We start from the raw sequence: 2,821 nt of genomic DNA, 5'->3' as shown, positions 1-2,821 counted from the left end.
CCCGCACTGCCGGAGGCCCTCGCTTCGCCGAGCTGGTCGAGCGGCTCTGCGCCGTCGCTCCCGCAGCCTGGGTTGAGGAGCTAATCACCTGCGTGGAGGGGATGCACCAGGCTCTCCTGGAGGACCTCACCGCCGAGGAAGCCCTGCAGGCCCTGGCCAGGGCCACGGCACGGCTCCTGCAGGAACTGTCTCCAGCAGACCCGCGCATCGAGACCCTGCTGGCCTGGGTCGAGGGAGAGACGCCCCGATCCACCGGTTCCCGCCGGCCAGGGCACCTGCCCCGTGCGTCTGGCGCTGCGCGCGGAGGGCAGGGCCAGGTGGCCCAGGGGCAGCACGCGGCGGCTGCCACCCTCTGGGAGTGACCCCAGAGCGGACCAGTGGCCGGCAGGCTCCAGGTCCGAGCGCCATCAGGAACCCGCCCATCAGCCAGGCGGGAAGGCAAGACGCAAGAAAGGAGAGCGGCTGACATGACAGGATCACCACCTGGACCCGCGGCAGGGGTCTGCCCCTTTTGCGGGACATCACGGGAGCAGCTCCACGTCTGGGAGCAATGGCTCGAGCGCACGCTGGCCCGCGAGCGGGCGTATCTCGACCGGCGCAAGCGTCGGGGCGTGCGCACACCCACGGACGACGTCCTGGAAGAGGATCAACGGCAGCTGCAGACCCTGCTGCAGGTGATCCGCCAGGCGCGGGCGTGTGCCCCGCCGGCGGGAGCGTTCCCCCTGACACCAGCAGGGCAGCAGGAACCGCCCCTGCGCCCCTCCTGCTCCTCTCCCGAGGAAGGGGCCTGACAGATCCATCCTCCTGAGTACCCGAGTTTCCTGGCTGTTCCCGGGGCTTTCCGAAGAGGTCCAGGAAGGAGAGATGTCCGAGCAGGAGCGAAGCCCGAGCAGTGAGGGAGCGAAGACGCTTTGTTCCTGCCCGGCTTCCACCAACATTTCTCCAGCATTCCCATCACTTTCCGTTTGTTTCCCGCTCGCTTCCCAGAAGGCTTTCTGGTGGGAAAGGTGTGATTGCCAGAGTGCTCCACTTGAGAGCCACCTCGCTAGCCGGCTTTCTCAGCCTCGCGGGCACGCGATCGTTCAAGGAGGTGAAATGAACGATGGAGACCTATTATGGTCTATCGCAGCCAGCAGGGCAACCACTTCACCCGGATGTGGTAGCCTTCTGTACGCTGCTGGCTCAGATCATCAAGCGCTATCTCAAAGAGCAAGAAAAGGGATCAGCACATGCCGCTTGAGGGGAATGTTCAGATATATGCAGCCTATGTGCGCCGCTCGAGCGAGATGCAGCGGGAGAATTTCAGCCTGGATGCCCAGAAGCGAGCGATTACCGAAGAGTATGCAAGACGGGGGCTGCCTGCCCCCGTCTTCTACGTGGACGATGAACGGAGTGCCAGAGGGGAGCAGATCGCCAAACGCCCGGCATTTAAGCGCCTCCTGGAGGACGTGGAGGCTGGGCGCGTCCGCATGATCATGGTGCACTCACTGGATCGGTGGTCTCGAAACGTCTTGGTCACCTTGCAAAGCTTCCGCATCCTCTCAGCCCACCGCGTGGCCTTTCTCTCCCTCTCGGAGCACATTGATTACTCGACGCCGGAGGGCATGCTCCAATTGACGATTGTCGCAGCCTTCGCAGCGTATTATTCGGATATGTTGGCAAAGCATACGAGCAAGGGCAAGAGTGAGCGAGCTGCACAGGGATTGCCGAATGGAGATCTTCCCTTTGGCTATCGCTCAGGAGGGCCAAAAAAACCTCCCGAGATTGACCCTGAAACCCATCCGGGCCTGCGCATGATTGGGGAGCTGCGCCTGCAAGGCCTGGAGGCGAACAAAATTGCCGACGTGGTCAATGCAGCGGGCTACCGAACGGGAAGCAAGCGCTTTGGACAGCGTCTCTTTACGAAAGATACGGTCAATGCGATCCTGCGGAACGAATTCTATGCGGCCTTTGCCCCCGGGGATGACCGGGGGACCGTCCTCTATAAGGGCCAGCGGTTTCGCGGTCAGCATCCAGCCACCTTCACGTATGAAGAGTGGCAGCAGATCCGAGCCGTGAGCGAGACGATGCATCATGCACCGCTGCGAGCGAGCAAGGCCAGGCGAGTCCATGAATTTGCTGGCTATATTGCTTGCAGCCATTGTGGGTTGCCGTTACGGTCTCAAAGAGCAGCATCCCGATATGACTATTATCGGGATACAGCGAAGGCGAGACGCCTTCTGCCCTGCTCGTCAGGAGGCAATCGAGGGGTGAAGGCGGATTTGGTGCGTCGGCAATTCGGAGCATTACTCAAAAGCGTTGCTCTGCCAGAAGACTGGCAAGAGCTGATTTGTCAGAAGCTTGAAGAGGATGAGAAAGGAGAAGAAGATAATGAAAAGCTTACAAACAAGGAAAAGGAGCGACTTAAGCTGAAGAGGGCGCGCCTGGTCAAGCTGTATAAGGAGGGGTACATCGGCGAGCAAGAGTTTCGGGGGGAAATGGCAGCTGTGGAGCTGACCCTGCGCGAGCTGGAGGCACGGGAAGTACGTGGGGTACGACTGGATCACGTGCTGGCTGCAGGGGAACAGCTTCCCGGGCTGGCAACCATCTGGGATGCTGCGACGACGGAGGAACGACGCCAGATAGTCATCTTGCTCTTAGAGCCAGGGGGTCTCTACTATGATTTGGAGCGGAAAAGGATTGTAGGCCTGCGACCTCGCCCACCGTTTGTTCCCTTGCTGCTTCTGCTCGGGGAAGTGGTAGAATATGATGAGGAAAAGAAGATCTTTCTCGTGAAGCAAGATATTTACTGAAAGAGAGACCGATGCCCGTCGGTTCCGCT

General features: G+C 60.6%; 4 protein-coding genes. All 4 read left to right on the top strand.

The genetic code is table 11. The features are described from left to right. The coding region (locus IRZ24_RS18975) for a hypothetical protein (protein WP_297167894.1) at positions 1–362 on the top strand (362 nt) is incomplete at its 5' end. Positions 363–467: 105 nt separating this feature from the next. Next, positions 468–791: a hypothetical protein gene (locus IRZ24_RS18970; protein WP_297167892.1), complete on the top strand. Its 324-nt coding sequence runs from the start codon at positions 468–470 to the stop codon at positions 789–791. Positions 792–1,102: 311 nt separating this feature from the next. Then, the gene (locus IRZ24_RS18965; RefSeq protein WP_297167888.1) at positions 1,103–1,240 is read left to right on the top strand and encodes a hypothetical protein; all 138 of its coding nucleotides are present in this window, start codon (positions 1,103–1,105) and stop codon (positions 1,238–1,240) included. After that, on the top strand, positions 1,230–2,792 hold the full coding sequence (locus IRZ24_RS18960) for a recombinase family protein (protein ID WP_297167886.1): 1,563 nt from the start codon (positions 1,230–1,232) through the stop codon (positions 2,790–2,792). The genes IRZ24_RS18965 and IRZ24_RS18960 overlap by 11 nt, the downstream gene beginning before the upstream one ends. Positions 2,793–2,821: the final 29 nt, after the last annotated feature.

Origin of the sequence: Thermogemmatispora sp. (assembly GCF_019683755.1) — a bacterium.
Taxonomy (GTDB): domain Bacteria; phylum Chloroflexota; class Ktedonobacteria; order Ktedonobacterales; family Ktedonobacteraceae; genus Thermogemmatispora.
This window is presented reverse-complemented; position numbering and strand designations above follow the sequence as displayed.